Origin of the sequence: Streptomyces sp. NPDC101234 (assembly GCF_044767525.1) — a bacterium.
GTDB classification, from domain to species: domain Bacteria; phylum Actinomycetota; class Actinomycetes; order Streptomycetales; family Streptomycetaceae; genus Streptomyces; species Streptomyces sasae.
The window spans coordinates 36791-62646 of record NZ_JBIWOA010000014.1 but is presented as its reverse complement, the minus strand read 5'-3'; the positions used below and the strand labels follow the sequence as shown (position 1 = coordinate 62646).

At 71.3% G+C, this 25856-nt stretch carries 23 protein-coding genes; 14 read left to right on the top strand and 9 right to left on the bottom strand.

The genetic code is table 11. The features are described from left to right. From pstA to pstB, 6 genes are all read left to right on the top strand, one after another. Entirely contained in the window at positions 1-1350 is a 1350-nt protein-coding gene (gene pstA / locus ACIRR9_RS25385) for a phosphate ABC transporter permease PstA (RefSeq protein WP_403755888.1), read from the top strand. After that, positions 1350-3029 carry a substrate-binding domain-containing protein gene (locus ACIRR9_RS25380; protein WP_403755885.1) on the top strand — a complete coding sequence of 560 codons (1680 nt, stop codon included), beginning with the start codon at positions 1350-1352 and terminating at the stop codon, positions 3027-3029. Before pstA ends, ACIRR9_RS25380 begins: the two co-directional genes overlap by 1 nt. Continuing rightward, positions 3026-5653, top strand: coding sequence for a hypothetical protein (locus ACIRR9_RS25375; RefSeq protein WP_403755882.1), 2628 nt, complete (start codon positions 3026-3028; stop codon positions 5651-5653). Before ACIRR9_RS25380 ends, ACIRR9_RS25375 begins: the two co-directional genes overlap by 4 nt. Positions 5654-5813: 160 nt before the next feature. Then, entirely contained in the window at positions 5814-7802 is a 1989-nt protein-coding gene (locus ACIRR9_RS25370; RefSeq protein ID WP_403755879.1) for an Ig-like domain repeat protein, read from the top strand. 77 nt (positions 7803-7879) lie between these two features. Continuing rightward, positions 7880-8794, top strand: coding sequence for a sortase (locus ACIRR9_RS25365; protein ID WP_403755876.1), 915 nt, complete (start codon positions 7880-7882; stop codon positions 8792-8794). Positions 8795-8826: 32 nt separating this feature from the next. Then, on the top strand, positions 8827-9648 hold the full coding sequence (gene pstB, locus ACIRR9_RS25360) for a phosphate ABC transporter ATP-binding protein PstB (protein ID WP_403254838.1): 822 nt from the start codon (positions 8827-8829) through the stop codon (positions 9646-9648). Between the two features lie 16 nt (positions 9649-9664). On the opposite strand, the gene ACIRR9_RS25355 is transcribed toward pstB, so the two are convergent. Next, a complete protein-coding gene (locus tag ACIRR9_RS25355; RefSeq protein WP_403755873.1) occupies positions 9665-10495 on the bottom strand; it encodes a M55 family metallopeptidase in 831 nt (276 codons plus the stop codon). Between the two features lie 77 nt (positions 10496-10572). On the opposite strand from ACIRR9_RS25355, the gene ACIRR9_RS25350 reads away from it, so the two are divergent. Further along, a complete protein-coding gene (locus ACIRR9_RS25350) occupies positions 10573-10836 on the top strand; it encodes a hypothetical protein (RefSeq protein WP_123975150.1) in 264 nt (87 codons plus the stop codon). Between the two features lie 274 nt (positions 10837-11110). Beyond that, positions 11111-12910, top strand: a complete 1800-nt coding sequence (locus ACIRR9_RS25345; RefSeq protein ID WP_403755870.1) for a phosphatidylglycerol lysyltransferase domain-containing protein — start codon at positions 11111-11113, stop codon at positions 12908-12910. Here the strand turns inward: ACIRR9_RS25345 and ACIRR9_RS25340 are convergent. The 6 genes from ACIRR9_RS25340 to ACIRR9_RS25315 all read right to left on the bottom strand — a co-directional run bounded on the left by ACIRR9_RS25340 (position 12817) and on the right by ACIRR9_RS25315 (position 19225). Beyond that, positions 12817-13533, bottom strand: a complete 717-nt coding sequence (locus ACIRR9_RS25340; protein ID WP_403755867.1) for a hypothetical protein — start codon at positions 13531-13533, stop codon at positions 12817-12819. The genes ACIRR9_RS25345 and ACIRR9_RS25340 overlap by 94 nt on opposite strands. A 65-nt stretch (positions 13534-13598) precedes the next feature. After that, positions 13599-14864 carry an ArgE/DapE family deacylase gene (locus ACIRR9_RS25335; protein WP_403755864.1) on the bottom strand — a complete coding sequence of 422 codons (1266 nt, stop codon included), beginning with the start codon at positions 14862-14864 and terminating at the stop codon, positions 13599-13601. 245 nt (positions 14865-15109) lie between these two features. Beyond that, positions 15110-16549: a HAMP domain-containing sensor histidine kinase gene (locus ACIRR9_RS25330; protein ID WP_365335906.1), complete on the bottom strand. Its 1440-nt coding sequence runs from the start codon at positions 16547-16549 to the stop codon at positions 15110-15112. Between the two features lie 18 nt (positions 16550-16567). After that, positions 16568-17308: a response regulator transcription factor gene (locus ACIRR9_RS25325; protein WP_365335647.1), complete on the bottom strand. Its 741-nt coding sequence runs from the start codon at positions 17306-17308 to the stop codon at positions 16568-16570. Positions 17309-17531: 223 nt separating this feature from the next. Beyond that, on the bottom strand, positions 17532-18122 hold the full coding sequence (locus ACIRR9_RS25320; protein ID WP_403755861.1) for a CE1759 family FMN reductase: 591 nt from the start codon (positions 18120-18122) through the stop codon (positions 17532-17534). Then, positions 18119-19225: an LLM class flavin-dependent oxidoreductase gene (locus tag ACIRR9_RS25315; RefSeq protein WP_403755859.1), complete on the bottom strand. Its 1107-nt coding sequence runs from the start codon at positions 19223-19225 to the stop codon at positions 18119-18121. Before ACIRR9_RS25315 ends, ACIRR9_RS25320 begins: the two co-directional genes overlap by 4 nt. Positions 19226-19260: 35 nt before the next feature. Here ACIRR9_RS25315 and ACIRR9_RS25310 point away from each other — a divergent pair, with 35 nt between their 5' ends. Together ACIRR9_RS25310 and ACIRR9_RS25305 are read left to right on the top strand one after the other, a co-directional pair. Next, positions 19261-20232 carry a thaumatin family protein gene (locus ACIRR9_RS25310; RefSeq protein WP_403756349.1) on the top strand — a complete coding sequence of 324 codons (972 nt, stop codon included), beginning with the start codon at positions 19261-19263 and terminating at the stop codon, positions 20230-20232. Between the two features lie 118 nt (positions 20233-20350). After that, the gene (locus ACIRR9_RS25305) at positions 20351-21223 is read left to right on the top strand and encodes an alpha/beta fold hydrolase (RefSeq protein ID WP_403755856.1); all 873 of its coding nucleotides are present in this window, start codon (positions 20351-20353) and stop codon (positions 21221-21223) included. A 31-nt stretch (positions 21224-21254) separates the two neighbouring features. Here the strand turns inward: ACIRR9_RS25305 and ACIRR9_RS25300 are convergent, their stop codons facing one another. Beyond that, positions 21255-21770, bottom strand: a complete 516-nt coding sequence (locus ACIRR9_RS25300; RefSeq protein WP_403755853.1) for a hypothetical protein — start codon at positions 21768-21770, stop codon at positions 21255-21257. A gap of 81 nt (positions 21771-21851) precedes the next feature. Between ACIRR9_RS25300 and ACIRR9_RS25295 the strand changes: the two genes are divergently transcribed. From ACIRR9_RS25295 to ACIRR9_RS25285, 3 genes are all read left to right on the top strand, one after another. Continuing rightward, entirely contained in the window at positions 21852-22184 is a 333-nt protein-coding gene (locus ACIRR9_RS25295) for a YnfA family protein (protein WP_123975164.1), read from the top strand. A gap of 246 nt (positions 22185-22430) precedes the next feature. Then, the gene (locus tag ACIRR9_RS25290) at positions 22431-23189 is read left to right on the top strand and encodes an SDR family NAD(P)-dependent oxidoreductase (RefSeq protein ID WP_385684288.1); all 759 of its coding nucleotides are present in this window, start codon (positions 22431-22433) and stop codon (positions 23187-23189) included. Further along, the gene (locus ACIRR9_RS25285; RefSeq protein WP_403755849.1) at positions 23189-23368 is read left to right on the top strand and encodes a hypothetical protein; all 180 of its coding nucleotides are present in this window, start codon (positions 23189-23191) and stop codon (positions 23366-23368) included. The genes ACIRR9_RS25290 and ACIRR9_RS25285 overlap by 1 nt, the downstream gene beginning before the upstream one ends. Before the next feature lie 58 nt (positions 23369-23426). On the opposite strand, the gene ACIRR9_RS25280 is transcribed toward ACIRR9_RS25285, so the two are convergent. Continuing rightward, the gene (locus tag ACIRR9_RS25280; protein ID WP_403755846.1) at positions 23427-24620 is read right to left on the bottom strand and encodes an RtcB family protein; all 1194 of its coding nucleotides are present in this window, start codon (positions 24618-24620) and stop codon (positions 23427-23429) included. Between the two features lie 217 nt (positions 24621-24837). Here ACIRR9_RS25280 and ACIRR9_RS25275 point away from each other — a divergent pair, with 217 nt between their 5' ends. Beyond that, positions 24838-25749: a DUF3558 domain-containing protein gene (locus ACIRR9_RS25275; protein ID WP_403755843.1), complete on the top strand. Its 912-nt coding sequence runs from the start codon at positions 24838-24840 to the stop codon at positions 25747-25749. Positions 25750-25856: the final 107 nt, after the last annotated feature.

Sequence of the window (25856 nt, the reverse complement as noted above, 5' to 3'; positions counted from 1 at the left end):
ATGACCGTCGTAGACCTTGAGAAGGACGTCCCGAAGGACGTCCCCCAGGACGCTCCGGCGCCCGTCGCCGAGGCCGAGACCCCCGACGTACCCCGCCGGATCGGCGGGCTCACCCGCTCGGGCGTGCTGTCCCTGTTCGGCGCCGCCGCCTCCGGCCTCTGCACGGCCATCCTGCTCTTCGGCGAACTCGCCCCGTTCTCGGGCGCATTGGGGTTCTTCGTCACCGCCTACCTTTCATTCCTAGGTATCTACGCGGTGTTGACAGGCCTTGAGGAGGACGGACAGGCCGTACGGGACCGATTGATGACCGTCGTCCTGTGGACCGCGGGCGGGCTGATGTTCTGCGCGCTCGCGATGGTCGTCGGCTTCACCGCGTGGCGCGGCCGCGAGGCCCTGCCGCACGGCAACTTCTTCACCCAGGACATGCAGGCGGCGGGCCCCCTCGACCCGCTGTCCAACGGCGGTATCGCGCACGCCATGCTCGGCACGCTCATCATGATCACCATCGCGCTGGCGATCACGGTCCCGCTGGGCCTGGCCTGCGCGGTGTACCTCAACCAGATCCCCGGCCGCTTCTCCCGGTTCGTCCGCACGATCGTCGAGGCGATGACCGCGCTGCCCTCGATCGTGGCCGGCCTGATGGTGTACGCCGTCTGGATCCTCGGCCTCGGCATGCAGAAGTCGGGTCTGGCGGCGGGCTTCGCGATCAGCGTGATGATGCTGCCGATCGTGATCCGCGCGTCGGACGTGGTGCTGCGCCTCGTGCCCGGCACGCTCACCGAGGCGTCCGAGGCGCTGGGCGCCCCGCGCTGGCGGACGGTCTGGCACGTGGTCCTCCCCACCGCCCGCTCGGGCCTCGCGACCGCCGTCATCCTCGGCACCGCGCGCGGCATCGGCGAGACCTCCCCGGTCCTGCTCACCGCGGGCTTCACGGCGGCGCTCAACGCCGACCCGACGAGCGGCCCGATGATCTCCCTCCCGCTGGCCGTCTTCAACTTCGTCAAGTCACCCGAACCGACGATGATCGCCCGCGGCTTCGGCGCGGCGGCGGTCCTGATGGCCCTGGTCCTGGTCCTCTTCGCGATCGCCCGCGTGATCGGCGGCCGCGGCCCCGGCCACCAGAACAAGCGCCAGGCGAAGAGGGCGGCACGCGCTTCGCGCAGGGACGCGCAGAGGTTCGCCGAACTTCACACGCCGGGCCTCCAGCTCTTCGAGACCGGTGACAGCAACGAACCCAGGGGCGCGGGACTCCATCAACCAGCGGCTCCGCCGCGGAGCGCGCCCAGCCACGACGAGCCCGCACCCACCGACGGCGAACAGCCCCCGTCCTCCACAGGAGACGTGCACTGATGTCCAGCCCTGTCATCAACGCCCTCAGACGGCTGGGCATCCTGGCCGTGCTTCTCAGCATCCTCAGCCCCCTCACCGTCCTCGGCATCGCACAGAGCGCGTCCGCGGACAGCTACACCCCCATCGCCGGCGCCGGCTCCACCTGGGCCGAGAACGCCGTCGACGAATGGCGCCGCGCCGTCAACCAGTACGGCATGCGCATCAGCTACGCCGGCAACGGTTCCTCCGACGGCCGCCGCCAGTTCCTGTCCGGCACCGTCGACTTCGCCGTCTCCGACATCCCGTTCCAGACGAACCCCACCGACGGCAGCGCGGCCGAACGCCCCGCGTCCGGCTCCTACGCCTATATGCCGATCGTGGCCGGCGGCACCGTCTTCATGTACCACCTCACCGTCAACGGCAAGCGGGTCACCAACCTGCGCCTCTCCGGCGACGTGGTCACCAAGATCTTCACCGGGGCCGTCAAGACCTGGGACGACCCGGTGATCAAGGCCGACAACCCCGGCATCCAGCTGCCGCACCGCACCATCGTCCCGGTGGTCCGCTCCGACGGCTCCGGCTCCACCGCCCAGTTCACGATGTGGATGGCGAACCAGCACACGTCGCTGTGGAACGCCTACTGCGCCAAGGTCGGCCGCTCGGGGGCGTGCGGGCAGACGTCGTACTACCCGACCGTCTCCGGCATGATCGCCCAGTCCGGTGACCTCGGTGTCGCCGGTTACATCGCCCAGAGCTACGGCGAGGGCGCGATCGGGTACGTCAACTACTCGTACGCGCTCAACGCGCACTACCCGGTCGCCAAGGTCCTGAACCACGCGGGCTACTACACCGAGCCCACCCCGCAGAACGTGGCGGTCTCGCTGCTCAAGGCGAAGATCAACACCAACAAGAGCTCGTCCGACTACCTCACCCAGCAGCTCGACGGCGTCTACAACGACACCGACAAGCGCAACTACCCGCTGTCCAGCTACTCGTACATGATCCTGCCGCTGAAGGTGCAGGGCACCTTCACCGCGGCCAAGGGCAAGACGCTCGGCGCGTTCTCGTACTACTTCATGTGCCAGGGGCAGCAACAGGCCCCGAAGCTCGGCTACTCGCCGCTGCCCATCAACCTGGTGCAGGCCGGCTTCGACCAGATCCGCCGGATCCCGGGTGTGCAGACGCAGAACATCAACATCAAGAACTGCAACAACCCGACCTTCACCGCGAGCGGCCAGAACAAGCTGGCGCAGACCGCGCCCTACCCGGCCGCCTGTGACAAGAAGGGCGCAGCGCCCTGCACCAGCGGCAGCGGCGGTGCCACGACGGGTTCGGGCAGCGGCAGCGGCGGCTCCGGCACCGGCGGTACCTCGGGCGGCACCGGCGGCACGGACGCCTCGACCGGCGGCTCCGGCGGCAGCGCCCAGCCCTCCGTCGACCCCGACACCGGCCAGACCATCAGCCCCGGCGGCGGCACGGGCACCAGCACGAGCGCCGGCGGCACCGGTACGGCAGCCGACAACACCGTCGCCCTCGCCCAGCCCGTCGCCGTGGCCACCGCGCACGGCTGGAGCGGCACCCAGACGCTGATGCTGCTGGCCGCGCTCCTGGTGTTCGGCCTGCTCCTGCTGCCCTCGCTGGTCTCCCGCCTGGTCGGCAGCAAGAGCGACGACCGCTCGAACGACGGGAGTTCGCGATGAGACGGGCCCGGATCCGCAACGCGCTGATACGCCTCCTCGCCGGCGCCACGGTCGGTGCCCTCGCCGGACTCGCGGTCGCCCAGACCGCGCCGACCGCCAGCGCGGCCACCGGCGACGACTCCGCCGTGACCGTCTCCGGACGCGGTGAGTTCAAGGACATGAAGTTCACGGTCATCCAGACCAGGAACCTCACCAGCCAGGCCGTCACGGTGAGCTGGAGCGGCGGTACCCCGACCACCTTCGCGGGCACGCAGTTCAACACCGACTTCGTGCAGATCATGCAGTGCTGGGGCGACGACGACGGCACGGTCCCGTCCAACCCGGGACCGGCGCGCACCCAGTGCCAGTACGGTGCCTCCCCGACCACCAGCCGCACCAGCTGGCCGGGCAACAGCCTGGACGACACCCGGCAGGTCTTCTACAACGCCGACCCGACCAACTACGGCCAGGACAACCGGTACGGCGCCGCCAACCCGAACGCCGGCGGCGAGGTCCCCTTCAAGTCGGTAGACGGCACCACGATCACCACGAACACCCAGAACAACCAGTTCTACAGCTACAACACCACCAACGAGATCGACTTCGGCCGCACCGGCGCCGACGGCTCCGGCAAGGAGTTCTTCGAGGTCCAGACCGCCAACGAGGCGCCCCACCTCGGCTGCGGCATCCCCGTCGCCACGGACGGCGTGACCAAGCCCCGCTCCTGCTGGCTGGTGATCGTCCCGCAGGGCCATCTCGACCTGGACGGCAAGCCGTACGCGGACAAGAGCCAGGTCAACGCGGGCTCCCCGGTCTCCTCCACCAACTGGAAGAACCGGATCGCGGTCAAGCTGGACTTCAACAGCGTCGGCAACAACTGCGCCCTCGGCGCCGACGAACGCCCGACCACCGGCAGCGAGCTGGCGGCGGACGCGATGACCAGCTGGCAGGCCCAGCTCTGCTCGGTCGGCAAGGTGTTCGGCTACACCGAGCTCGGTGAGCCGGACACCCGGTCCCGGCTGATCGCGGACGGCACCTCCGGTCTCGCGTTCACCACCCGGAAGCTGGGCGCCGACACGGGCACGACAGCGCCCTCGGGTACGACGACGTACGCGCCGGTCGCACTCTCCGGAGCCGTCATCGGCTTCACGATCGAGCGCAGATCCGCGTCCGGGGCACCGGAATCCGTCGAGAAACTCAACGGCACCAAGATCGAGTCCATCAAGCTGAACGCCCGCCTGGTCGCCAAGCTGCTCACCGAGTCCTACCGCAGCTCCACCTGGGGTTCGGTCCTCAACGGCACGGCCGCCAAGGGGTACGGCTGGGCGAGGAAGAACCCGGCCGGGCTCGCCTCGGACCCGGAGTTCCAGGCGCTGAACCCGGAGTTCGCGTACCTGTCGGTCGCCGAGACCCCGGCCACCGACACCGACCTGATGACCTCGCTCGGCCACTCCGACACCGCCCGTGCGATCTGGCAGTGGATCTACGCCGACAAGGACGCCCGTCAGTTCCTGGCCGGAGTCCCCGACGACGACGGCATGCGGGTCAACCCGTACTACAGCACCAACGCGGACCTGAACCCGATGGGCATCGCCTTCGACCCGTCGAACACCGACGAATACCCGAAGAGCGACCCCTGGTGCACGGTCCCGCCCGGCTCGGACGCACCGGCCACCAACAAGCAGTGCATGATCGACTTCCACCCCTACGTGGAGGACATGCACGCCGGCGCCCTGCACACCCGCCGCGCCGACACCCTGTGGAAGTCCACCTGGGACGCGCTGGCCACCCCGCCGGTGTACAAGAGCTCCGGCCCGCAGATCGTCGGTTCGCGCTTCGTCATCACGATCACGGACGCGGCCTCCGCCGCCCGTTACGGCCTCCAGACGGCCGAGCTGAAGAACTCCGCGGGCAAGTACGTGGCCCCGACCGCGGCCGGCCTGACCGCGGCCGCCGCGACCGCCACCGGCTCCGGCGTCGCCGAGATCACCCCGGCGAACGCCACGGCGAAGGGCGCCTACCCGCTGGCCGAGCTGGTGTACGCGGCGGTCCGGCCCGGCGAGGTGACCAAGGCGGCCCGCCAGGACTACGCGGCCCTGCTGCGCTACGCCTCGGCCACCGGCCAGACCCCGGGTGCCGACCCGGGCCGCCTGCCCGAGGGCTACGCCCCGCTCTCCACGAAGCTGCGCGCCCAGACCGTCAAGGCGGCGAACGCGCTCCTCGACTACACCGGCCCGACCTCCGCGGGCGGCGGCACCGGTTCGGCCGACGGCGGCGGCGCCTCCACGAGCGGCGGCGGTGCCCCGGGTACCACCGGGGACACCGGTGGCACGGCGGGCGGCGCCGGTACGGGTGCCGGAGCCGGCGGCGCCAGTGCCGCGCCCAGCGCCAAGCCGTCGTTCGACGGCGGCAAGGCGCTGCAGACCACCGCGGCCGGCAACACCCCGGCCGACCCCGCGAATCCGCTCCGCTATGCGGTGCCGGTCGGTGCCGCGCTCGGGGCGGTCGCCGGAGTGGGCGCCCCCTTCGCGGGCGGCAACCGGCTCCGACTGCCGCTGCGCCTCCCGCTGCCCGGCGGGCGGACCGTGACCGTCGTACCCGAACTACCGGAGCTGTCGCGGCGGCTGCGGCGACTGCTCCCGTAACCCCCGAGCGCCTCGCGGCGCTCCCCCGGACCGGAGCGCCACCCGGTGCTCCCGCAGACGGCCGCCCGCCCCGAAAGGCAGTCGGGGCGGACGGCCCGTACCACCCTGCCAGATCCTCTGGCAACACCCCAGCTAGCAAGCTCTCGTCAGGAGACTCTCGATGCGCAGACTGCGCTCTCAAGCGGCGTTCGTCGCCGCTGCCGTGGTGGCCGGTGGCATCGCCCTCGCCACTCCGGCGGTCGCCGACCCGGACGCCGGATTCCGCCAGCTGGTCGGCGTGGGTTCGGACACGACCCAGGACGTCCTCAACGCCCTGGCCGGTGACACCATCAACGGCACCAGCTACTCCGCCACCGCCGTGAAGTCGACGAACGGCGCGGGCATCGCGTCGTACGACGCGATCCAGCCCGGCACCGGCGCCACCGGCACGAAGATCACCACCCGCTCCGGCGGCACGACCTTCCTGCGCCCGAACGGCTCCGGCGCCGGCCGCACCGCCCTGAGCGAGTCGCTGACCGGCGACCTGGACTCCTCCGGTGCCTCGGTCAAGGGCCAGGTCGACTTCGCCCGCTCCTCCGGCGGTCCGTCCAACTCCGGCAGCGCGCTCACCTACATCCCGATGGCGCGTGACGCGGTCGGCGTCGCGGTCAAGGGCTCGGCTCTCGACACCCTGACCGTGAGTCAGCTGCACGACATCTACACGGGCACGCTGACCGTGGTGAACGGCCAGACCGTGCACCCGAAGATCCCGCAGACCAGCTCCGGCACCCGCAAGTTCTTCCTGAACGCGATCGGCGTCACCAACGACACGCTCTCCGCGAACGTCGCGGTCGTCCAGGAGAACCAGGCCAACTCGGCCCTCACCGAGGACGGCGCGCTCGTCCCGTTCTCCGTCGGTTCCTGGATCGCCCAGGTCAACGGCGTCTCCCCCGACTACAGCCAGACGGCGGCCGCCGCCGGCGGTCACCTGGCCTCCGTCCAGCTGCCGGGCGACACGGGCGCCACCAGCCCGGTCACCACGGTCAACGGCAAGGTGACGCCGGTCAACGCCTACTACGAGAACTCGACGTTCGGCCGTGACGTGTACAACGTCGTGCCGAGCCGGGCCATCGACCCGACCAGCATCTTCTTCGACAAGGACCTGTACGACGTCTTCGTCACCAGCGGCAGCCACACGGCGCAGCTGGCGTCGGACGCCGCCGAGGCGGTCATCGCCAAGTTCGGCTTCGTCAACGAGTCCTACAACGGCTCCGTCTCCGTGGCCAAGCACGCCAAGCTCGGCGGCCTGGAGGAGTCCAGCTCCTTCGACAGCTCGGTGCCGAACGCGCCCGCCCTGAAGACCACGGTCGGCGACGCGAGCCTCAACCTCAGCTGGACGCCGAGCAGCACCGTCCCGGCCATGCCGGTCACCGACTACCGGGTCACGCTGTTCGACGCGGACGGCGGCGTCGTCGCCACGAAGGACGTCGCGACCACCACCACGTCGGCCTCCTTCACCGGCCTGGCCACGGGCACATACACCACCCAGGTCACCGCCAACAACGTCAACGGCACGGGTGCGGCCGCGACCTGGACCGGCGCGGTCCAGTACAAGAGCACCACGACCGCGACGGCCGCCACCACCGCCTACGGCAAGGTCCCGAAGGTCGTCGTCGCCGTCGCCGGCTCGCACGGCGTCACCGCGGCCGGCAAGGTCACCGTCAAGGAGGGCGCCACCACCCTCGGCACCGGCACCCTGGACGCGTCCGGCAAGGTCACCATCGGCCTGTCGAACCACCTCAAGGTCGCCACGCACTCCCTGACGGTGTCCTACGGCGGCAGCACCAAGCTGAACGCGTCCTCGGCGACCGTCTCCCTGAAGATCACCAAGGCGACGGCGTCCGTGGCCTCCTCGGCGCCCACCTCGGTGAGCCACACCGCCAAGGCCAAGGTCACCGTCAAGGTCACCGCGTCCGGCACCACCCCGACCGGCACCGTCCGTATCTACGAGGGCTCCAAGGTCATCGCCACCGGCACCCTGAGCGGCGGCAAGGTCGTCGTCACCCTGCCGAAGCTGGCCAAGGGCAAGCACACCCTGCACGCCTTCTACGTCGGTTCCTCGACCGTGAACTCGAAGGCCGGCGCCAACTTCACCATCAAGTCCACCTGACCGGCTGACAGGCCCGCCGGGAGCCTCGTACGGCTCCCGGCGGCCCTCATCTACCTTCCCGAAGGAGGCGGGCCGCCGTGACCGTCGCCGTACCCACTCCGAAAGCTCTGGCTCCGGCCGTGCCGCGCAGGCCCGTCCGCAGCCTCACCTTCGTCCGCCACCTCTCACGCGGCGGACTGCTCAGCCTCGCCGCCCTGCTGCTCGGCATCACCGTGCAGCTGCTGGTGGTCAGCGGCGCCCAGCAACACTCCGCACAGCACGCCGACTTCGACCAGCTGCGCGAGCAACTCGCCCTCGGCACCGCCCCGGTGGCCCAGACCGGCCAGGACGGCAAGCTGCTGGCCCCGGGCACGCCGGTCGCGCTCATCGACGTACCGAAGCTGGGCCTGAGCCAGGTCGTCCTGGAGGGCACCGACTCCTCCGTGATGACGGACGGCCCCGGGCACCGCCGGGACACCCCGATGCCCGGCCAGGCCGGCACCAGCGTGCTGATGGGCCGCGCGGCGGCGTACGGCGGCCCGTTCGGCAAGCTCTCCCAGCTCGCCACCGGCGACACGTTCACCGTGGTCACCGGGCAGGGCAAGGCCAGGTTCCAGGTCATCGACGTACGACGGGCCGGGGACCCGGCGCCGACCGCGCTCGCCGCCGGCAAGAGCCGGATCGTCCTGATCACCGCGACGGGCCCGAAGTTCATGCCCTCGGGCATCCTGCGCGTGGACGCCGACATGGTCTCCGCGCCGTTCCAGACCCCGTCGGCCGTGATCCGGGCCGGCACGCTGCCGTCGTCCGAGGAGCCGCTGGCCCGCCCCTCCGGGGTGCCGTGGCCGCTGGTGATGTGGCTGCAGGCGCTGCTGCTCTGCGCCGTGGCCGCCGTCTGGACGTGGCACCGCTGGGGCCGCCACCAGACCTGGATCGTCTTCGCCCCGGTCGTCGCGGTGCTCGGCCTCCAGGTCGCGACGCGCACCACCGAACTGCTGCCGAACCTGCTGTGACCGAGGTGACTGAAATGACCGAGACAGTTGAGATGACCGACACCGTCGTACTGCCCGCCGCCACGGTGGACGGCCCCGCTCCCGCCACCCTCGAAGCCCGTGCCGTCTCCGCGTGGTTCGGCTCCCACCAGGTGCTCAGCCGGGTGTCGCTGACCATGCCCGCGGGCGAGGTGACCGCGCTGATCGGCCCGTCCGGCTGCGGCAAGTCGACGTTCCTGCGCACCCTGAACCGGATGCACGAGATGATCCCGTCGGCCCAGTTCGGCGGCGAGGTGCTGTTCGAGGGCGAGGACATCTACGACGCGTCCTGGCGGCTGACCGACGCCCGCCGCAGGATCGGCATGGTCTTCCAGAAGCCGAACCCGTTCCCGGCGATGTCGATCTACGACAACGTGGTGGCGGGCCTGAAGCTGACCGGCACCAAGGCGGGCCGCCGGGAGAAGGACGAGCTGGTCGAGGAGTCCCTGACCCGCGCGGGTCTGTGGAAGGAGGTCCGCGACCGGCTCCGGCAGCCCGGCGGCGCCCTCTCCGGCGGCCAGCAGCAGCGTCTGTGCATCGCGCGGGCGCTGGCCGTCCGCCCCCGGGTGCTGCTCATGGACGAGCCGTGCTCGGCCCTGGACCCCACCTCCACCCGCCGTGTGGAGGAGACGATCCACGACCTGGCCGGCCAGGTGACGATCGTGATCGTCACCCACAACATGCAGCAGGCCCACCGAGTCTCGCAGCAGTGCGCGTTCTTCCTGGCCGAGCAGGGCACCCCGGGTGGCATCGTCGAGCACGGCGCCACCGAGGACGTCTTCGGCTCCCCGCAGGACCAGCGGACGGCGGACTACGTGGCGGGCCGGTTCGGCTGAGTCCCGCCGAGCGGGCTCAGCAGTACGGCGGCTGGTTGGTCAGCGAGGAGGCGACCCGCATCCAGACGCCGAACTGGCGGTAGAGGGCGGGGAGCGGCCCCCGGGCCTGGACGGTACGGCTGTCGACCGCCGTCACTCCGGGGATGCCGAGGAGCACGGCGGGGACCGAGGCGGACTGCCAGCGCACGGCGAGGGCCGACTCCCCCTCGGGCGCGGCGGGCCGCTTCGGCACGGGCGAGAGCGCCCCGGTGACGGCCTCCTCGATCGCCCGGCGGGCCTCCTCGGCGGGACGCAGCTCCGCGGCGAACCGGTCCCGGGCGTACTTCACGGGGACGGTGGCGACCGATTCGTCCCATGCCGTCATCTCGGCGCACGCCGCGTCGTCACCCGTGAGGGCCACGACGGGGACGCCGAGCGCGGCAGCGGTGGCGTGCGCGAGCCCGATCTCGCCGGCGGGCCTGCCGTCCAGCCAGATGTCCTCGATCTCGTGGCCCATGAAGCTGTGGCTGAGGACGCCGAGGGCACCGGCCCGGGAGTGATAGCCGACGCAAATCGCCGCGTCGTACTCCGCCGTGAGGCCCTCCAGCATGAGCATCTTCTTCGGCTTGCCGCGCACCAGCCGGGCGGCGGGGTGCAGGGCCTCGGGGAGCAGGTTCCGCATCGGCCCGTGGGCGTCGTTGACGAGCACCTCGGTGGCCCCGGCGGCCACCGCCCCGCGTATCGCCGCGTTCACGTCCTCGGCCATCATCGACCGGCCGCGCTCATAATCCCGCCCGCCGGGCTGTACGTCGTCCCTGTCGACGAGCCCGGTGATGCCTTCCATATCCACGCTGATGTAAATACGCACGTCCTGAGGCTATCCGGACCCTACGTATTGTAGGTTCCCCATCGGCCACGGCGGCCCGTCAGCTCACGGGGGTACTCATGCAGGGCACGGACACACAGGAGGCGCGGCGCAGCCTCGCCCCCACGGTGGCGGTGCTGGTGGCGAGCCTGCTGGTCGCGGCGGTGGGCGTGTACGAGCTGTCCGGCTTCGGTCTCCAGGCCCTGGACCGGCGTCCGCACCTGTTCAGCGACGGGCTGGCCACGGGCGGGGTGATCGTCGCGGCGGTGCTGGCGGGCGCGGCGATCGGCAACCTGGCGTGGATGCTGGTGGCGCGCCGGCGGGCCGAGCGGGAACGGTCGTAGGCCGAACGGGAGCGGCCGTAAGCCGAACGGGTGATCTCGAACCGACCGGATGATCTCGAAGCCGACCGGAAATGATCGTAAGCCGAGCGCGAGGGTCGCGTAAGGACCGCCCTCGCTTTCACACCTTTTTCCGTACCACGAGGGATCTCGCCCGCGCCTCCCACAGCTAACCTACAGGCTGTAGGGTCAGCCCCTCTGTCATCCCGCCGCCGTTCCGGCTGCCGTCCCCGCTGTCATCGTCCCCCGTCCCCCGTCCCCAAGGTGACCGGTCACCATGCCCCCACAGCCGTCGACCCTGAACCCCCCGCGGGCCTCCGCCGCCCGCCGCGCCCCCGGCACCGACCGCGGCGGCGCACTGCGCAGACGAGCCGCCGACGCCACCGTCTGGTACCTGCGCGTGATCGCCGTACTGAACATAGCGGCAGTGCTGTCCCTCCCGTTCCGCGAAGAGGTCGACGAACACAACAACGGCCGTATCACTCTGCACCTCCACCGGCAGCACGCGCACCACTCCGGCCAGTTCTTCACGCCGTACCTGGCGACCGCGGGCCTGGTCTCGGCCGCCCTCGCGATCTTCTTCGTCCTGGTGATGCGGCGCCGCAAGCGCGCGGCCTGGGTGGTCAACATCGCGCTGTCCACCCCGCTCTTCGCGCTCTACGTCCTCGCGCTCACCCAGCACGAGTACCGCGCCCATGTCTTCAACTGGGTCTCGGCGGCCGTGACCGGCCTCTTCGTGGCCGCGCTGCTGATCAGCCGCCGGGAGTTCAACGCGGTCGGCGACCCGTCCAACCCGAAGACGGCCGTGGCGGTGGCCGCGGGCGGTGTCCTGGTCACGGGCGGCCTGGGCACCCTACTCGTCCACGCGACGAACAAGCTCCCCGGCGCCACCCTCCCCGACGAGATCGCGTACACCCTCCTGCGGGGTGTCAGCGTCGGCCCGCTCGCCGACCACGTCACCGCGGTCCACGCCCCGCGCTGGACCGACATCATCATCAACATCCTGCTCGCGGCCGCCTTCTGCCTGGTCCTGTACGCCGGCTTCCGCTCCCCGCGCGGCCGCCGTCTGCTCAGCCCGGAGGACGAGACCCGGCTGCACGAGCTGCTGGACAAGCACGGCGCCCGTGACTCCCTGGGCTACTTCGCCCTGCGCCGCGACAAGGCGGCGATCTTCTCCCCGACCGGCAAGGCCGCGGTCACCTACCGGGTCGTCGGCGGCGTCAGCCTCGCCTCGGGCGACCCGATCGGCGACCCGGAGGCCTGGCCCGGCGCGATCGACGCCTGGCTGACGGAGGCGCAGCGCCACGCGTGGACCCCCGCCGTCATGGGCGCGAGCGAGGAGGCGGGCACGGTCTACGCCCGCCACGGCCTGGACGCCCTGGAACTGGGCGACGAGGCGATCGTCGACATCGCCGACTTCACCCTCGAAGGCCGTGCGATGCGGGTCGTCCGCCAGGCCCACAACCGGGTCCGCCGGGCCGGCTACACGGTCCGTGTCCGCCGCCACGAGGACATCCCGGACGACGAGATGGCCAAGCTCATGGAGAAGGCCGACCACTGGCGCGACGGCGCCACCGAGCGCGGCTTCTCCATGGCGCTCGGCCGCCTCGGCGACCCGGCGGACGGCCGCTGCATGATGCTGGAGTGCCGGGACGCGGACGACACCCCCCGCGCCCTCCTCAGCTTCGTGCCCTGGGGCGAGCACGGCCTCTCCCTGGACCTGATGCGCCGCGACCGCGACTCCGAGAACGGCCTGATGGAGTTCATGGTCGTGGAACTCCTCCTCCAGGCGGCCGAGTTGAAGATCGACCGGGTCTCCCTGAACTTCGCGATGTTCCGCTCGGTCTTCGAACGCGGCTCCCGCCTCGGCGCCGGCCCGGTCCTGCGCCTGTGGCACTGGATCCTGACGTTCTTCTCCCGCTGGTGGCAGATCGAGTCCCTGTACCGCGCGAACGCGAAGTACCGCCCGGTGTGGGAGCCCCGCTACCTGCTCTTCGCGAGGAGCAGCGACATCCCGCGGATCGGCCTGGCGAGCGCCCGGGCGGAGGGATTCCTCACGGTTCCCTGGGGGGCGTGAGAAGGGCCGGGGTTTTCCGGCCCCGGCCCCGCGCTGTTCGTGACGTCACCGCCCCGGCCCTTCACCGGTGGCGCGGCGGAAGGCCGCCTCGACGTCCCGGAAGACCACCAGGAAGTCGTCGGCCACCTCCGCACATCCGCCGAGGCGTGTGCCGACGCCCGCCGCACCAGCACCGCCAGCACGTCCCACGCCCGCATCTCCTCAAGAGCTTCGGCGAGCCGCCGATAGGTGTCGTAGGCGTCCTCGTCCGCGTCGTCGGCGTCGAGCAGGTCCCGGACGATGTCCGCGAGGTGCTCGGCGACGACCCGTCCGGGAGTCCGCACAGCGACCTCGCGCGCCTGCCCGCACCACCGGTGGGAGAGGCACAGGTCCATGACCTGGCGCAGCAGCGGCCCGTCGAGGTACTGCGGGTGGCCGCGCAGGATCTCCAGCGCCTCAAAGCGGTAGGGGCTGCCGCGTCCGAGCGCCCCCGCCAGCGCCCGCTCGGCGGAGCCCGCGCCGTGGAGCAGGTCGTACTGCGTCCGGCGCAGCGCGGACGCGGCCTCCTCGACCCGCTCCCAGTCGCTCCGGCGGATCCTCAGGCCGTCGTCGTCCGGGTTCATCCCCTGCCCGCTCGTTTCCACGGCACCCCCTGGTCGGCTTCTGCCCAGCCCCTTCGGCTCGAAGGCGCCCCCGGGCGGCACACCGCCTACTCGCCCCCCACCGTCCGCAGCACCGTCACCACCAGCGTCCGGGCCACCGCCACCACCTCCGCCACCGACACCCGCTCCTGCGCGCTGTGCGCCACCCGGACGTCCCCCGGCCCGTACTGCAGCGTCGGGATCCCGGCCCCCGCGTACAGCCGCAGATCGCTGCCGTACGGCGCCCCGCGCTCGCGGGGCCGGGACGACCAGCCGTTGGCGTCCGCGCAGGCGTCCCGCACCACGCCCCGCAGCGGATGGCCTTCCTGGAGCCGCCCGCTCGCGAACTGCCCGCCCGGCCAGGTCACCGTCGCCGGATGCGCGCGCAGCCACGGGTCGGCGGCGCACACCTCGGCCACGCACCGCTCCAGCCCGGCCCGCGCCTCGGCCGGGTCCTCGTCCAGCCGGACGCCCAGCCGCCCCTCGGCGGTCAGCAGGTCCGGGACGCTGCTGGCCCAGTCCCCGGCACGCAGGGTCCCGACCGAGAGGGCGTACGGGATCGGGTACTCGGCCATCAGGGGAGAGGGCGCGTGGTTGCGGGCGTTCTCCAGTTCCGCCAGCGCCCGGTGGATCGCCAGGTATCCGTCGATCGCGCTCACGCCCGCGTCCCGGGAGCTGGCGTGCGCCGCCTTGCCCGGCACGGACAGCCGGAAGGTCAGCGCCCCCGCGTTGGCCGTGATCAGCGTTCCCGCCGTCGGCTCGGTGATCACACAGGCGTCGCCGGTGTGCCCGCGCCGCAGGGTCCCGAAGGCGCCGAGCCCGCCGTCCTCCTCCCCCACCACGAAGTGCACCGCCACCCGCCCCCGCAGCCGCACCCCGGCCGCCCGGACCGCGGCCAGGGCGGCGAGGTGCGCCACCAGGCCCGCCTTCATGTCACACGCCCCGCGCCCGTGTACGACGTCGCCGGTCACCCGCGGCACGAACGGATCGCCCTCCCAGGCGGCCCGGTCCCCAGGCGGAACCACGTCCACATGCCCCTGGAGGATCAGCGTGGGCCCGTCCCCCTCGCCGGTCCGCCCCACCAGTCCCCACGCCTCGTCCCGCGCCGCCTCCATCCCCGGGAACTCCGGGTCGGCCAGCAGGGCGGGCAGATCCATCGACCACAGGTCCACGTCGAGGCCCAGCCGCTCCAGCCGCCCGGCCAGCAGGTGCTGGAGCTCCGACTCCGCCGGGCTCCCGGTCACGCTCGGGACGGCCATCAGCTCCAGCAAGGTCCTGCCGACGGCCGCCTCGTCGACGCACGCGAGCGCCGCGGCCTCCTGATCGGTCAGCATGGCATCCTCCCCAAGGTCACCCGGTGCCCCGATCATCACCCGACCCCGGCCGCCCCGAACAGGTACCCGCGCATTCCCACCCGCTCGCACACCGCGATCGCGGCCGGGTTGCCGGCCGGAGAGGGCGGGGACGGCCACGGCGGTCGCGGTGCCGTACCGGAAGACGCGGGCGCGGGGCCGGCCGGTGGCCCAGAGCACGTGGTTCACATCGGCGGAGGGCCCGCCGGCGGCCCGGAGCACGTGGTTCACGCGCGCGGGAAGCCGCCTCCCACGATCCCGCCGCCCACCGTGAAGCCGATCACCGAGCCGCCGCCCTCCCGCCGGAAGGCGAAGGGGGTGCCGCCGTGGGCCATGGCGACCTCGCGGACGATGGAGAGGCCGAGGCCGGAGCCGGGGAGGGACCGGGCGTCGGCGGCGCGGTAGAAGCGGTCGAAGATACGGATCAGGTCGCCGTCGGCGATACCGGGACCGCGGTCCAGGACCTCGACGCGGACCGTGCCCGGCCGGGCGGGGCCGGTGACGCTGATCTCGATGGGCGCCTTGCCGCCGCGGTCGAACTTGGCGGCGTTCTCGACGAGGTTGGAGATGGCCCGCTGCAGCATCCCGGGGCGGCCGTCGGTGCTCGTGTCGCCGCTGTAGCGGACCCTGATCTCACGCCCGGTACGACGGCGGGCCAGCCCCGCCACGTCCTCCGCGATGTCGGCCAGGTCCACCTGCTGCGGGGGCTCCGTGTCGGACTGCCCGGCCGCGAGGTCGACCAGTTCGTTGACCAGGTCGGTCAGCTCGCGCGCCTCCTGGCCGAGGTCGGCGACGAGTTCGTCCCGGGTGGCGGGCGGCAGCTCGTCGATACGGCGCAGGAGGGAGATGTTCGTACGCAGGGAGGTCAGCGGGGTGCGGAGTTCGTGCCCGGCGTCCTGGACGAGCCGCCGCTGGTCCTCCTCCGACTGGGCGAGGCGGCCGAGCATCCGGTCGAAGGCGCGGCCGAGCCGGCCCACCTCGTCGAGCCCGGTGACCGGGACCTCGATGCCCAGCTGCCGGGTGCGGGCCACGTCCTCCGCGGCCGAGGTGAGGATCACCAGCCGCCGGGTGATCCGGCGGGCCAGCCACCAGCCGAACAGCCCGGCGGCGACCACGACCGCCGCCATCAGCGCCAGGGTGCGCTGCTGGAGCGCCTTCAGCAGGTCCTCGGTGTCGCTGAACTCCTGCGCCACCTGCACCGCGCCCCGCCCGTCGCCGAGCGCGACCGTGGCGATCCGGAACAGGTCGTCGCCGACCCGGACGTCCTTGTGCTGGACCGTCCTCCCGGCGTGCCTGGCCATGGCGGCCGCCCGGTCCGCGACGGTGACGGGGAGCACCGGGTCGCCGTGGTCGACGATCTGGCCCTGCGCGCCGAGCACCTGGACGTCGGTACGGGCCGGGCGGACCAGATCATGTCCGGGCCGGGAGGAGGAGAAGTCGTCCGGCACCATCTTGTGCGTCTTCACCTCGTCCTGGACGTCGGAGACGACCTGCGTGAACACCGACTGCTGGTCGACACGGACCAGGCGGGCGGCGGCGTTGTAGGACAGGATGCCGACGACGATCGTGACGGCGGCGGTGACCGCCGCGAAGGAGACGACGAAGGTGGTGCGCAGGGAGACCAGTTTGGGCCGGCGCTGGGCCAGCACCCGCCTGAGCCGCTCCAGCCGCCCGAGGCGGCCCACTCAGTCCTCCCGCAGCACGTAACCCACGCCACGGACGGTGTGGATCAGCTGCGGGGCGCCCGGCTCGTCGAGCTTGCGGCGCAGGTAACCGACGTAGACGGCGAGGTTCTTGGAGCCGGGTCCGAAGTCGTAGCCCCAGATCCGGTCGTAGATGGTGGAGTGGTCGAGGACGATTCCCGCGTTCCGGGCGAGCAGTTCAAGGAGCTCGAACTCGGTACGGGTCAGCTCCAGCTCGCGCCGGCCGCGCCAGGCCCGGCGGGCCTGGAGGTCCATACGCAGTCCGGCGGCCTCGACCTGGCGGTCGGAGACCTGCGGTTCCCGGCCGGGGTCGGTGGCCACGGAGCCGCCGCCGCTGCCGCCGCCGGTGGTCACCGGGGAGGTACGGCGCAGCAGCGCGCGGAGCCGGGCGAAGACCTCTTCGACGTCGAAGGGCTTCACGACGTAGTCGTCGGCGCCGGCGTCCAGCCCGGCGATCCGGTCGGCGGTCTCGACGAGCGCGGTCAGCATCAGGATGGGGGTGCGGTCGCCCTCCGCGCGCAGGACGCGGCAGACCTGGAGACCGTCGATCCCGGGCATCATCACGTCGAGGACGAGGACGTCGGGCTTGTCGCGGTGGGCATGCGCCAAGGCTTCCACGCCGTCCGCGACCGCCGTCACCTCATAACCCTCCAGGGTGAGGGCACGCTCGAGGGCGTGGCGGATGGCGCGGTCGTCTTCGGCGAGCAGCACAGTCTGGGGCACGGACCCAGTCTGCCAAGGCCTCCGGCGGTTCCGCCGTGGTGAGCGGGCCTACGATCACCCTTTTTACCTGCCTCTCACCGTCACAGAGGCAACCGGGCGGTCGAATTTCGGCTGCCGCCCGGTGGGGGACGGGCGCGCAGTCCGGTTGATTTTCGGCTGCCGCCCGGGTAGGGCTGGGCGCCCCCACGCGGCGGAGCCGCATATCGATACGGCCTCGCGCCCCTTACGGGGCGCTGAGCCTCGCCAGCTGCTCCGCGAACGGGATCACCGCCACGTCGTCGGGCTTCTGCGGCTTCGTCGCCGCCAGCCCCGACATCAGCCGTGCCAGCTCCTCCGCCGCCCGCTCGATGCGGTCCTCCAGGCCCTCCGCGCCCCAGTCCTCCGACGCCGCGTACACGCCCGTCGGTACGACCACGGCCCGCAGGTACGCGAACATCGGCCGCAGCGCGTGCTCCAGCACCAGCGAGTGCCGGGCCGTACCGCCGGTCGCCGCGACGAGTACCGGCTTGCCGACCAGCGCCTCCTTGTCGAGCACGTCGAAGAACGACTTGAACAGCCCGCTGTACGACGCCGTGAACACCGGCGTCACGGCGATCAGGCCGTCCGCCTCCGCCACCGCCTCCAGGGCGGCCGCGAGCTTGCGCCCCGGAAACCCGTTGGTGAAGTTGTGCGCGATCTCGACGGCGAGGTCGCGCAGCTCCACGACCTCGACCTGCACCTCGGTCTCCCGCCCCACCGCGGCGGCCAGCCGGTCCGCCAGCAGCCGCGTGGACGACGGCACGCTCAGCCCCGCCGACACGACGACGAGCCTCATGCCCGGTCCTCCTTCGTCTCCGTCTTCTCGGCAGCGGCGGCGGCCAGCAGCGACGCGTGCGTCGGCGCCTCGGGAACGTCCGCCGGACGGCCGTTCGCGAACTCCTTGCGCAGCACCGGCACGACCTCCTCGCCCAGCATGTCGAGCTGCTCCAGGACCGTCTTCAGCGGCAGCCCCGCGTGGTCGACGAGGAACAGCTGACGCTGGTAGTCGCCGGCGTACTCGCGGAAGGCCAGCGTCTTCTCGATGACCTGCTCGGGCGTGCCGACGGTCAGCGGGGTCTGGTCGGTGAAGTCCTCCAGGGAGGGCCCGTGGCCGTAGACCGGCGCGTTGTCGAAATACGGCCGGAACTCGCGCACCGCGTCCTGCGAGTTCTTCCGCATGAACACCTGGCCGCCGAGACCGACGATCGCCTGCTCGGGCGTGCCGTGCCCGTAGTGGGCGTACCGGGCCCGGTACAGCTCGACCATCCGCTTGGTGTGGTCGGCGGGCCAGAAGATGTTGTTGTGGAAGAAGCCGTCGCCGTAGTAGGCGGCCTGCTCGGCGATCTCGGGCGAGCGGATGGAGCCGTGCCAGACGAACGGCGCTATCCCGTCCAGCGGGCGCGGGGTGGAGGTGAAGCCCTGCAGCGGGCTGCGGAACTTGCCCTCCCAGTTCACGACGTCCTCGCGCCACAGCCGGTGCAGCAGGGCGTAGTTCTCGATGGCGAGGTTGATGCCCTGCCGGATGTCCTGCCCGAACCAGGGGTAGACCGGGCCGGTGTTGCCGCGGCCCATCATCAGGTCCACCCGGCCGTCGGCCAGGTGCTGGAGCATCGCGAAGTCCTCGGCGATCTTCACCGGGTCGTTGGTGGTGATGAGGGTCGTGGAGGTGGAGAGGATCAGCTTCTCCGTCTGCGCGGCGACGTAACCGAGCATGGTCGTCGGCGACGACGGCACGAACGGCGGGTTGTGGTGCTCGCCGGTCGCGAACACGTCCAGCCCGACCTCCTCGGCCTTCAGCGCGATCGCCACCATCGCCTTGATGCGCTCCCGCTCGGACGGCGTCCGCCCCGTCGTGGGGTCCGGCGTGACATCGCCGACCGTGAAGATCCCGAACTGCATGCTCGCTCACCCTCCAGGTTGTTTACGATTCAACTATACCCACAGAACGAGACCCCCCGTCCACCTATTCCCTACGCCCACAGCGCCCCGTAAGGGGCGCGGGGAACTGCACCAAAGCACCACCACCGCTGCCGACCCGGCGCCCACCCCCCCGGACCACGGCCGCCACCCCCCTCGTCAGCCCGTCCCCGAAGCCGTCGGCGTCCCGCTCGGCGTCCCCGTACGCGAAGCCCCGCGCCTCGGCTTCCGCCAAAGCCACCCCCTCGCGCACGGCGCAGCAGCCGGCACCCGCCACCGGCCCCGTCGGCAAACGCACCATCACCCTGGTCAACCGCCTCAGCCAGACCATCTGGCCGGCCATCGCCGCCGACCCCAAACACCCAGTGGCGGCCACGGGTTGGGGGCTCAAACCCGGGCAGAGCCTGAGCTTCGCCATCCCCGACCACTGGGACGTCCGCCTCTGGGCCCGCACCGGCTGCTCCTTCGACGCCGCCGGCAACGGCAGCTGCCTGAGCGGCGGCTGCGGGACATTCCAGTGCGGCTCGACCTGGGGCGAATTCCCCTCCACCCTCGCCGAGTTCAACCTGAACGCCTGGAACGGCACGGACTTCTACGACGTCAGCCAGGTCGAGGGCTACAACCTGCCGATGTGGATCAACATCTCCCACACCACGACCACCGACCCGGTCAGCTCCGCGGGCTGCTACAAGGGCACCTGCACCACGAACGTCGACTGCCCCAAGGCGATGCAGGCCCTCTCCGGCGGCCAGGAGATCGGCTGCAAACCGCCGTGCGCGGCGTTCGGCGGCGACACCTACTGCTGCCGCGGCGCCTGGCCGGGACGCGACAACTGCATCCCCTCCACATGGCCCGTCGACTACACCCAGGTCTTCAAACGCGCCGCACCCTACGCTTACTCCTACGCCTTCGACGACGGCGCGACGATGCCCTGCAAGGGCGCCTGCTACTACCGGATCACCTTCGGAACGACCAACGGCACCACCTGACGCCGGCCCTCGGGGTGCCGCGTTCACCCGGACGGCCCGCCCACGAGGCCGCGCCGTCCGGGGACCACGACGCTGGAATCCCGGGCGTCGCCCGACGCCCCCGCGCCGAAGGACCGGCATGCACATACCCCGTGAGTCCCGCCGCACCGTCCACATCGCCCGCTGGGGCGCTGCACTTCTGGCCCTGTCGGGAGCCACCTCCGTCCTGGTACCCGACACCGCACAGGCCGGTGGCCCGAGCGGCGATCCCGGCCGGGCGAAGCCCACCATCGTGCTCGTGCACGGCGCCTTCGCCGACGCGTCGAGCTGGAACGGTGTCGTCGAACGGCTCCAGCAGAACGGCTACACGGTGGCCGCACCGGCCAACCCGCTCCGCGGCGTCGCCCAGGACTCGGCCTACCTGGCGAGTTTCCTGAAGTCCATCAAGGGGCCGATCGTCCTGGCCGGCCATTCCTACGGCGGCGAGGTCATCTCCCAGGCCGCCGTCGGCAACGACAACGTCAAGGCCCTCGTCTACATCAACGCGATCATGCCCGACGCGGGAGAGTCCCAGGCCGTCCTCGCCTCGAAGTTCGCCCCCGCCCCGCTCACCCAGGCACTCAGGCAGGTGCCCTTCCGCAACGCCGACGGCACCACCGGCACGGACGTGTACATCCAGCCGGACCGGCTGCGCCAGGTCTTCGCCGCGGACCTGCCCGCCGGCCAGACCGCCGTCATGGCAGCCACCCAGCGTCCGATCGCGATGTCGGCGTTCGCGGACAAGCTCACCGGCGCCGCCTGGCGGACCAAACCCGTGTACGCCCTCGTCGGCAGGCAGGACAAGGCGATCAACCCCAGCCTGGAACTGTTCGAGGCGAAACGGGCCAACGCCCGCAAGACCGTCGAGATCGACTCCTCGCACGTGTCCCTCGTCTCCCACCCCCAGGCGGTCAAGGACCTGATCACCCAGGCCGCCGAGGACTACATGTGGGGCCCGACGCAGAAGTCCTGACCGGCCACGTCCCGACCGGCCCCGGCTCCGCTCAGAAGACGTACGGGTCCCCGGTCGCCAGCACCAGCACCCGCTGCGTGTCGTTCGTACGGTCGTGGTCCACCACGCCCCCGCTCCAGGCCACGTCCACCGACAGCGTCACCTCCGACGGCCGCTCCCGCAGCCGTACCGGAACCACCAGCTGCTCGCCGGGCTCGTCCACGGCCAGCGGCCCGGTGCCGCACACCACCTCCCGGTCACCGGTCCGCGCACACCCGGCGGGCAGCCGCTGCGCGTCCGCCAGCGCCGCCGACCAGCGCAGCCGCACACTCGCACCGGACAGGGCGTCCGGCCCGTGATCACGGGGGCTCAACCGCACCTCCATCAGGCCCCCGCCCAGCACGGCGGAACCGTGCACCTCGAGATCGGCCTCCCCGGCCCAGGCGGTACCGCCCGACCCCAGCACCAGCGCACCCGCCGCCACCGCACCGACCACCGCAAGCCCGTATCGCCGCATCCGCATCCGCATCGCCACGCCATCCGTCCCGTCCGACCCCGAGTCCGACATGCATACGGATGTATGCCACCCGGCCCCCATCCCAGGCACCTCCCAACAGGTGACACGGGCCCGACGTGACACCCTGCGAGCATGCTCATCCTCCGCTCCGCCGCCCTCTTCGTCGTCGCCGCCCTCTTCGAGATCGGCGGCGCCTGGCTGGTCTGGCAGGGCGTACGGGAACACCGGGGCTGGCTCTGGATCGCCGGCGGCATCCTCTCCCTGGGCGCGTACGGATTCGTCGCCACGTTCCAGCCGGACGCCCACTTCGGCCGCATCCTGGCGGCCTACGGCGGCATCTTCGTGGCCGGCTCGATCCTGTGGGGCGCCGTCGCCGACGGCTACCGCCCGGACCGCTGGGACATCACGGGAGCGGCGATCTGCCTGGCGGGAATGGCAGTGATCATGTGGGCACCAAGAAACTGACGGCCAGGCCCCCTACCCAGGGGCACCGCGCCACTGACGGCCAGGCCCCCTACCCAGGGGCACCGCGCCACTGACGGCCAGGCCCCCTACCCAGGGGCGCGGGGCTGTGTTCAATATCCGGCTCCGCCGCGTGGGCGCGACAAGCCCCCACCGGGCCCGCAGCCGCCGAACCACCGAAACCACCCCCCACCTATCCTTGCCACAGACAAGCCCGCACACGCACACCCCGCCGAGGAGCACACCCCCATGGCCCCCTCCCGCATCGCGGTAGTCACCGGCGCGAGCAGCGGCATCGGCGCCGCCACTGCCGCCAAGCTCGCCGCAGCCGGCTACCGCGTCGTCCTCACCGCCCGCAGGGCGGACCGCATCGAGGCGCTGGCCAAGGAGCTCACCGAGGCGGGCCACCAGGCCACGGCCTACCCGCTGGACGTGACCGACCGCGAGGCGGTCGACGAGTTCGCCACGGCCTTCAAGGCGATCTCCGTCCTCGTCAACAACGCCGGCGGAGCCCTCGGCGCCGACCCGGTGGCCACCGGCGACCCCGCCGACTGGCGCACGATGTACGAGACGAACGTCATCGGCACCCTGAACCTCACCCAGGCCCTGCTCCCCAAGCTGGAGGCGAGCGGCGACGGCACGGTGGTCGTCGTCTCCTCCACCGCGGGACTCGGCACCTACGAGGGCGGCGCCGGCTACGTCGCCGCGAAGCACGGCGCCCACGTCCTCGCCGAGACCCTCCGTCTGGAGATCGTCGGCAAGCCGGTGCGCGTGATCGAGATCGCCCCCGGCATGGTCAAGACGGACGAGTTCGCACTGACCCGCTTCGGCGGCGACACGGACAAGGCGGCGAAGGTCTACGCGGGCGTGGCCGAACCCCTCACCGCCGACGACGTGGCCGACACCATCACCTGGACGGTCACCCGCCCCAGCCACGTCAACATCGACCTCCTGGTCGTCCGCCCCCGCGCCCAGGCCTCCAACACCAAGGTCCACCGGGAACTCTGATGCCGGACAAGGACCCGGCCGAGGACCCGACGGAGGCCCTGGAAAACGACCTGGAAAAGGCCCGCCTGAAACAGGAGACCAAGAACGAACGCCAGGTCTGGTACTTCCTGGGCTACTTCCTCTTCGGCATCCACATCATCGCGTTCGTGATGATCTACGCGGTACGGCACGCGAAATAGCCGGCACGAACCGAGCGAGCCGATGGGCGCAGCCATATGCGCCGCGCCCATCACCGCTCTAGCCCTTCACACAGACGACCTGCTTCAGCTTCGCCACGACCTCGACCAAGTCCCGCTGCTGGTCGATGACCTGGTCGATCGACTTGTAGGCGCCGGGGATCTCATCCACGACCCCGGAGTCCTTTCGGCACTCCACGCCCCGCGTCTGCTCTTCCAGGTCCTTGGTCGAAAAGCGCCGCTTGGCCGCGTTCCGGCTCATCCGCCGACCCGCGCCGTGCGAGGCCGAGTTGAAGGACTTCTCATTGCCAAGGCCCTTCACGATGTACGACCCGGTGCCCATGGAGCCGGGAATGATGCCGTACTGCCCGGCTCGGGCACTGATCGCACCCTTGCGGGTCACCAGCAGGTCAACGCCCTCGTACCGCTCGCGGCTCACGTAGTTGTGGTGGCAGCTCACTTCGGGTTCGAAGGTGACCTTGGCCTTCTTGAACTCCTTGCGGATCACGCCCTTGAGGAGGGCCATCATGATCGACCGGTTGTACTTCGCGTACTCCTGAGCCCAGTAGAGATCGTGCTCGTACGCCATCATCTGCGGGGTGTCAGCGACGAAGACGGCGAGGTCGCGGTCGACCAGGCCCTGGTTGTGCGGGAGCTTCTGGGCCACGCCGATGTGGTGCTCGGCGAGTTCCTTGCCGATGTTCCGGGAACCGGAGTGAAGCATGAGCCAGACGGAATCATCTTCACTTATGCAAACTTCTGCAAAGTGGTTGCCCGAGCCAAGTGTCCCCATTTGAGCGGCCGCTCGGCCCCTGCGGAAGTGGACCGCCTCCGCCACCCCGTCGAACCGCCCCCAGAACTCCCCCCACCCGGCCGCGGCCAGCCCATGGAAGTCCCCCGGCTCGACCGGCTCCGCGTGCATCCCCCGCCCCACCGGAATCGCCTGCTCGATCTTCGACCGCAGCCGCGACAGATCCCCCGGCAGATCATTCGCCGTGAGCGACGTCTTCACCGCCGACATCCCGCACCCGATGTCCACCCCCACCGCCGCCGGGCAGACCGCACCCTGCATCGCGATGACGGACCCGACCGTCGCGCCCTTGCCGTAGTGGACGTCCGGCATGACCGCCAGGCCCTTGATCCACGGCAGCGTCGCGACGTTGCGCAGCTGCTGGAGGGCCACGTCCTCGACGGTCGCCGGGTCGGTCCACATCCGGATCGGTACCTTCGCCCCCGGTATCTCCACGTACGACATGTCTTCCTCATTCCCCCGCGAAACGTGACAAAAAGATTTAGCGCATCAGAATGCAAATGTGATGCCAAGAGCACCCAAATCAGACATGGGACCGGCGTTCACAGCAGTGCGTGCGATACACATTGTCTCCAGGGGGCGCCCCGCTGCGGCAAGCGATTAACCAGCGGGGACACTGGAGCAGGACCGAGCGACCCAGTGAACGGAAAGGAGCCTGACCGTGCAGCGGAAGGCGCACGTAGCCGGCACCGCCGCTCTCCTCGCGGCTCTGCTGGCCGGCTGCACGAGCGGTTCCAGCGGCGGGGACGACGCCGGCGACAAGAACGCCGACACCGGCACCTCCACCGCCGCCGCCCAGCCGGGCAAGTACCGCAACCTCCCCGAGGCCTGCGGTGCGGTCAGCTACGACACCCTCGACTCCCTGCTCCCCGGCATCGCCCAGATCACCGACGCGGACCAGCAGGAGAAGGCCTACGAGGGCGAGGCCACGCTCACCTACGACACCGACCGCAAGGTCGGCTGCCGCTGGAAGGTCGAGTCCACCGACGCCACGGACCGGCTGCACGTCGACTTCGAGCGCGTGGTGTCGTACGACAACGCGATCAGCGACGACAGCGAGGCGCAGACCATCTACACGCGGCTGGAGACGGTGGCCGACATCCCCGCCGAGTCCGCGTCCCCGAGCCCGACGGAGTCGGAGTCGGAGTCGCCGAGCGGGGCGGCGGGGTCCGGGTCGCCGTCGCCAACCCCGTCCGCCTCCGCGTCCACGTCCACGTCCGCCGATGCCTCAGGCTCCGCGTCCTCCTCGGCGTCCGCCGACGCCTCCACCTCCGCCTCCTCCGCCTCCTCCTCCGCTTCCTCCTCGGCCTCCCCCTCCACCCCCTCGGCCGACCTCCAGCCCCGTGTCCTCACCGATCTCGGTGACGAGGGCTATATCGACGACCAGCTCAGCGGCTCCGCCTCGACTTCCGAACAGCGGACCGTGACTGTGGTGTTCCGCACGTCCAACGTCGTGGTGACCATCCAGTACGAGGAGCAGCCGATGGCCACCGGGACCGTCCCGGACAGCAAGGAAATGCAGGACAGGGCCCAGAAACTGGCGGCCCAACTGGCCGAGGCGCTCAACGGCTGAGGGTGCGGACACGCCCTCTCCACCCGGCCCGCAAAGCACGTGAACCGAAACCGCACAGCTCCCTCACCGCGTACCGTGGCCCCTCGGACCCGATCAGACCGCAGGAA